7 protein-coding genes are annotated in these 6,406 nt (G+C 68.0%); 2 read left to right on the forward strand and 5 right to left on the reverse strand.

Annotation, left to right across the window (positions count from 1 at the left end; genetic code table 11):
- Positions 1-109 precede the first annotated feature (109 nt).
- The 5 genes from uppS to rpsB form a co-directional block, all read right to left on the reverse strand.
- Positions 110-841 carry a polyprenyl diphosphate synthase gene (uppS, locus tag AC1D12_RS21195; RefSeq protein ID WP_465112318.1) on the reverse strand — a complete coding sequence of 244 codons (732 nt, stop codon included), beginning with the start codon at positions 839-841 and terminating at the stop codon, positions 110-112.
- Between the two features lie 51 nt (positions 842-892).
- Complete coding sequence (gene frr / locus AC1D12_RS21200; RefSeq protein WP_047502558.1) at positions 893-1,453, reverse strand: ribosome recycling factor; 561 nt, start codon at positions 1,451-1,453, stop codon at positions 893-895.
- A gap of 18 nt (positions 1,454-1,471) precedes the next feature.
- Positions 1,472-2,182, reverse strand: a complete 711-nt coding sequence (gene pyrH, locus AC1D12_RS21205; RefSeq protein WP_047502555.1) for a UMP kinase — start codon at positions 2,180-2,182, stop codon at positions 1,472-1,474.
- 103 nt (positions 2,183-2,285) lie between these two features.
- Complete coding sequence (tsf, locus tag AC1D12_RS21210) at positions 2,286-3,203, reverse strand: translation elongation factor Ts (protein WP_477842673.1); 918 nt, start codon at positions 3,201-3,203, stop codon at positions 2,286-2,288.
- Positions 3,204-3,325: 122 nt separating this feature from the next.
- Positions 3,326-4,072, reverse strand: a complete 747-nt coding sequence (gene rpsB, locus AC1D12_RS21215; RefSeq protein ID WP_477842675.1) for a 30S ribosomal protein S2 — start codon at positions 4,070-4,072, stop codon at positions 3,326-3,328.
- Between the two features lie 178 nt (positions 4,073-4,250).
- On the opposite strand from rpsB, the gene AC1D12_RS21220 reads away from it, so the two are divergent.
- Positions 4,251-5,603 (forward strand): amidase, encoded by a 1,353-nt coding sequence (locus AC1D12_RS21220; RefSeq protein WP_477842677.1) that lies wholly within the window; start codon positions 4,251-4,253, stop codon positions 5,601-5,603.
- A partial coding sequence (locus AC1D12_RS21225; RefSeq protein ID WP_477842679.1) for an FAD-dependent oxidoreductase occupies positions 5,603-6,406 on the forward strand: 804 nt, incomplete at its 3' end. The genes AC1D12_RS21220 and AC1D12_RS21225, both read left to right, overlap by 1 nt.

Below are 6,406 nucleotides of genomic sequence, written 5' to 3' on the forward strand. Positions count from 1 at the left end.
ATCATCAGCAGCGTGATCAGCGCGAACGGCCACGCCATCGGCGCGAACATCGCCGGCAGCAGCACGAGCAGCAGCACGACGGCGGTGATGATGCGTTGCTTCAGCACGCTCAGGCCCCCGCCTCGGTCGCCACGTCGGCACTGTTCACGCGGCCGAAGCGGCGGTCGCGGCTCGCGTAGTCGGCCAGCGCGGCATCGAGCTGCACGGTGCCGAACTCCGGCCACAGGCAGTCGCTGAACACCAGTTCGGAGTACGCCACCTGCCACAGCAGGAAGTTGCTGATGCGCACCTCGCCGCCGGTGCGGATGAAGAGGTCGGGATCGGGCGCGAAATTCATCGCCATGTAGCTGCCGAGCTTCGCTTCGTCGAGCTCGTGCGCCGGCACGCCGGCCGCGATGGCCTGCTGGCAGGCCTGCACGATGTCCCAGCGGCCGCCGTAGTTGAATGCGACCGACAGCGTGATGCGCCGGTTCCCGGCGGTGGTGCGCTCGGCCTCGTCCCAGGCGGCGCGCACCTTGTCGGACACCTGCGAGCGGTCGCCGACGATGCGGATGCGCACGCCCTCGCCCGCCAGCTTGGCCAGGTACTTCGAGACGGCGACCAGCACCAGGCTCATCAGCCCGGACACCTCTTCGGTCGGCCGCTTCCAGTTCTCGGACGAGAACGCGAACACGGTGAGGTATTCGATGCCGCGGTCGGCACAGGCTTCGACGGTGCGCACCAGCGCATCGACGCCCTGCTTGTGGCCGAAGAAGCGCGGCATCAGCCGTTTCTTGGCCCAGCGGCCGTTGCCGTCCATCACGATGGCCACGTGGCGTGGAACGCGGGCTACGGTGTCCACAGGGGTCGAGCGGGAAAACAGGGAGGAAACGATGCTGCTTTCACGGCCGCGTCAGACGGCCATGATCTCCGCTTCTTTGCCGGCGATCAGGCGATCGATCTCGGCGATCGTGCGGTCGGTCAGCTTCTGCACCTCGTCGAGCGAGCGGCGCTCGTCGTCTTCGGTGATCTCCTTGTCCTTCAGCAGCTTCTTCGCATGCTCGTTGGCATCGCGGCGCAGGTTGCGCGTGGCGATCTTGGCGTCTTCGCCGGCGTTGCGCACGACCTTGGTCAGGTCGCGGCGGCGCTCTTCGGTCAGCGCGGGCATCGGCACGCGCAGCAGGTCGCCCTGCGACGACGGGTTCAGGCCCAGGTCGGATTCGCGGATGGCCTTCTCGATCTTCGCGCCCATGCCCTTTTCCCAGGGCTGCACGGTGATCGTGCGGGCGTCCAGCAGGGTCACGTTGGCGACCTGGCTGATCGGCAGCATCGAGCCGTAGTAGTCGACCTGCACCTGGTCGAGCAGGCCCGGGTGGGCCCGGCCGGTGCGGATCTTCTGCAGTTCACCCTTGAACGATTCGATCGTCCGGCCCATCTTCTGCTCGGCCGTCTTCTTGATGTCGGCGATGCTCATGTYGGTTTCCTCAAACGCTCACACGTGGACGAGGGTGCCCTCGTCCTCACCCATCACCACCCGCTTCAGGGCACCGGCCTTGAAGATGCTGAACACCTTGATCGGCAGCTTCTGGTCGCGGCACAGCGCGAAGGCCGTGGCGTCCAGCACCTGCAGGTTGCGGGTGATGGCTTCATCGAAACTGATCTGACTGTAGCGCGTCGCGCTCGGGTCCTTCTTGGGGTCGGCACTGTAGACGCCGTCGACCTTGGTCGCCTTCAGCACGATCTCGGCGCCCATCTCCGCGCCGCGCAGCGCAGCGGCCGTGTCGGTCGTGAAGAACGGGTTGCCGGTACCGGCCGCGAAGATCACGACCTTGCCTTCCTCGAGGTACTGCAGCGCCTTCGGCCGCACGTAGGGCTCGACGACCTGCTCGATGCTGATGGCCGACATCACGCGGGCGGTCATGCCCTCCTGGCGCATCGTGTCGGCCAGCGCCAGCGAGTTCATCACGGTGGCGAGCATGCCCATGTAGTCGGCGGTCGCGCGGTCCATCCCGACCGAGCCACCGGCCACGCCGCGGAAGATGTTGCCGCCGCCGATCACGACGGCGACCTCGCAGCCGAGCTGCGTCACCTCTTGCACCTCGCGCACCATGCGAACGATGGTGGCCCGGTTGATCCCGTAGGCATCGTCGCCCATCAGGGCTTCGCCCGAGAGCTTGAGCAGGATTCGCTTGTACGCCGGCATGCGGTTTTCTCCCCGAGTTGGTCAAGCCTTGCGGCGCCGAAGTCTAACCACCGCGACAGGACGCCTCGTGAGCGCCCCGCCGCCTCTCGCTGTCTCTCTCGCCTCAGCCGCCCTTGGCGGCCGCGACCTGCGCGGCCACTTCGGCGGCGAAGTCGTCGACCTTCTTCTCGATGCCTTCGCCGACGACGTACAGCGTGAAGCCCTTGACGGTGGTGTTCGCGCCCTTGAGCATCTGCTCGACGGTCTGCTTGTCGTTCTTGACGAAGGTCTGGTTCAGCAGGCTGACTTCCTTCAGGAACTTCTGCACCGAGCCTTCGATGCGCTTCGCGACGATCTCGGCCGACTGCACCGGCTTGCCGGCAGCCTCGGCCGCCTTCGCATCTTCGGCAGCCTTGCCGGCGGCCACGGCGCGTTCCTTCTCGATCAGCTCGGCGGGCACTTCCGACGAGGCCAGCGACACCGGCTTCATCGCGGCGATGTGCATCGCGACGTCCTTGGCGGCGGTCTCGTCGCCTTCGAACTCGACCAGCACGCCGATGCGGGTGCCGTGCAGGTAGCTGGCCAGCTTGGCGCCTTCATAGCGCTTGAAGCGGCGGATCGTCATGTTCTCGCCGATCGTGCCGATCAGGCCCTTGCGGACGTCGTCGAGCGTCGGGCCGTAGCCGTCCTGCGAGTACGGCAGTGCCGACAGCGCAGCCACGTCGGCCGGTTTCTTCTCGGCGGCCAGCTGCGAGCAGGCCTTCGCGAAGTTCAGGAACATGTCGTTCTTCGAGGTGAAGTCGGTCTCGCAGTTGACCTCGACCAGCGCGCCGGCGTTGCCGACGACCGCCGCCGTCACGACGCCTTCGGCCGTGATGCGCGACGCGGCCTTGCCGGCCTTGCTGCCCAGCTTGACGCGCAGCAGCTCTTCGGCCTTTTCCATGTCGCCGCCGGCTTCCGTCAGCGCCTTCTTGCACTCCATCATCGGGGCGTCGGTCTTCGCGCGCAGTTCGCCGACCATGCTTGCAGTGATTGCAGCCATCTTGAATCTCCGTGTGCTGGGCGCCCCGCCGGAGGCCGGGCGCCGAATGATCTCGGGTTGAAAAAAAGGGGCTGTGACAGCCCCTTTGTGCGCTCGCCTTTCAGCGGGCAGGGGCATCGGGATCAGGCGTTCTCGCTGACTTCCACGAATTCATCGCCCTCGGCCGAAACGGCTTGCACCACTTCGTTGCTCGCGTTGGCCTTGCCGTCGATGATCGCATCGGCCACCGCCTTGGCGTACAGCGCCACGGCCTTCGACGAGTCGTCGTTGCCCGGGATCACGTAGTCGATGCCTTCGGGCGAGTGGTTCGAGTCGACGATGCCGATCACCGGGATGCCGAGCTTCTTGGCTTCGGCAACGGCGATCTTGTGGTAACCGACGTCGATCACGAACATCGCATCGGGCAGCGCGTTCATGTCCTGGATGCCGCCGATGTCCTTCTCGAGCTTGGCCAGGTCGCGCTGGAACATCAGCGCTTCCTTCTTGATGCGGATCTCGGTGCCGGCTTCGATCTGGGCCTGCATGTCCTTCAGCTTCTTCAGCGAGCCCTTGACCGTCTTGAAGTTGGTCAKCATGCCGCCCAGCCAGCGCTGGTCGACGAAGGGCATGCCGGCACGGCGGGCTTCCGTCGCGATGACTTCGCGAGCCTGGCGCTTGGTGCCGATCATCAGGATGGTGCCGCGGCGTGCTGCCAACTGGCGGATGAATTTCAACGCGTCGTTGAAGAGCGGCTGCGTCTTCTCGAGGTTGATGATGTGGATCTTGTTGCGATGGCCGTAGATGTACGGGGCCATCTTCGGGTTCCAGAAGCGGGTTTGGTGGCCGAAATGGACGCCGGCTTCCAGCATCTCACGCATGGTGATGGTCATGTGAACTCCAAAGGTTGGTTCTAGAATCCGTCTCGAATTGCAAGGTTTTGAGACCTCTGCAACACCTTTCAACAGCCGGATTCGCGATTTGTTTTCTGCTGCGCCACCTCTCTCGGTACGAGAGAGGGATTGCATTCAGATAAACCCGTAGAGTGTAGCACGGCCTCCTCCCCTCTCCATGCCTCTTGACCTCACCGCTGCCGTCAGCGAGATCCAGCTGGGTCGCTCGACCGCCGTCGACGCGCTGGCGCGCAGCCAGGCCGCCGCCGACCTCCCCGTCAACCGGCACACCTTCATCCGCCGCTTCGCCGGCACGCAGGCCGTCGCGGCCGGCATCGATGCGCAGGCCGCCGCCGGCCTGCCGCTGCCGCCGCTCGCCGGGTTGGCCGTCAGCATCAAGGACCTGTTCGATGTGGCCGGCCATCCGACAAGCGGCGCGTCGCGCGCGCTCGCCGACGCGCCCCCCGCAGCGCGCGACTGCACGGCGGTGTCCCGGCTGCGCGCCGCCGGTGCCGCGCTGATCGGCCACACGAACCTGACCGAATTCGCGTTCTCCGGCGTCGGCATCAACCCGCACCATGGCACGCCGCTGAATGCAGCCACCGCCGCGCTCGACCCGCAAGCGCGCATCCCGGGCGGCTCGACCGCAGGCGGCGCGACCTCGGTCGCCAGCGGCGCCGCCTGGGCCGCGCTCGGCTCCGACACCGGCGGYTCGATCCGCATTCCCGCCGCCCTGCAAGGCCTGGTCGGGTTCAAGAACACCGCACGCCTGACGCCACTCGACGGCGCGATCCCGTTGTCGACCTCGCTCGACACCGCCTGCGCGATCACCCGCTCGGTGCGCGATGCGGTGCTGCTGCACGAACTGCTGTCGGCGCGCCGCGTGACGCTGGCGCAGCGCCCGGCCTCCGCACTGACGCTGGCGGTGCCCGGCGGCGCCTTCCTCGACGGCCTGGACGCTGCGGTGGCCTCGGCCTTCGAGCGCAGCCTCGCCACGCTGCGCCGTGCGGGCGCCCGCCTGCAGGAGATCACGCTGACCGAAGTCGACGAGCTGGCTGCCATCAACGCCGCCGGTGGCCTGCCGGCGGCCGAGAGCTGGACCTGGCACCGCACGCTGCTCGGCACACGCGAAGCCGACTACGACCCGCGCGTCGCGCTGCGCATCCGCCGCGGCGAGCGCATGAGCGCGGCCGACTACATCGCGCTGCTGCAGGCCCGCGCAGGCTGGATCGCCCGCATGACGCCGCGCCTCGCGCCGTTCGATGCGCTGCTGAGCCCCACCGTGCCGATGGTCGCGCCCCTCGTGTCCGACCTGGCCGGCGACGACGCCTTCTTCTCGACCAACGCGCGCCTGCTGCGGAACCCGTCGGTCGTCAACATGCTCGACGGCTGCGCGCTCTCGCTGCCCTGCCACCGCACCGGCGAGATGCCGGTCGGCCTGATGGTGTGGAGCAGCGCGCTGCGCGACGACACCGTGCTCGACGTCTCGCTCGCGATCGAGCGCACGCTGTCCGACGCGGAGGCCGCCTGATGCGCGTCGCCGTGATCGGCGCCGGCATCGTCGGCGTCACGTCCGCGTACGAACTGGCCGCCGACGGCCACGACGTGACGGTGTTCGAACGCCGCGGCAGCGTGGCCGCGGAAACCAGCTTCGCGAACGCCGGCGTGATCGCGCCCGGCTACGTGACGCCGTGGGCCGCCCCGGGCATGCCGGGCAAGGTGCTGCGCCACCTATTCAGCAAGCACTCGCCGGTGCGCGTGAACCCGACGCTCGACCTGGCGACGCTCGGCTGGATGTGGCGCTGGTGGCGCGCCAGCAGCCTGCACAGCTTCCGCGCGAACCGCTCGCGCATGCAGCGCCTCGCGCTGTTCAGCCGCGACCGCCTGCACAAGCTGACCGCCACGCTGCAGCTCGAGTACGAGCGCACCGACGGCTACCTGGTGCTGTGGCGCACGGCGCGCGACGCGGCCCATGCGCAGGCCGRCATCGCGATGCTGCACGACCTGGGCATCCGCTTCGAGACGCTCGATGCGGCGCAATGCCGGCGCGTCGAACCCGGGCTGAACCCCGACACCCCGCTGCACGGCGGCCTCTACCTGCCGAACGACGAGGTCGGCAACTGCCGCCAGTTCGCCGGGCTGATGCGCGCCGAGGCGCAGCGCCTGGGCGCGCGCTTCAACTTCCACTCCACCGTCAGCCGCATCGAACCCGGCTTGCGGCCGCAGCTCACGCACCTGCAGCTGTCGGCCGACGAATCGACGCTCGCGACACCGAGCAGCGACAGCGGCCGCCGCAGCGCGCCGCCGGCGATCGCCGAACCGCAGACGCAGACC

This window comes from Rhizobacter sp. P1_G5 (assembly GCF_056405435.1).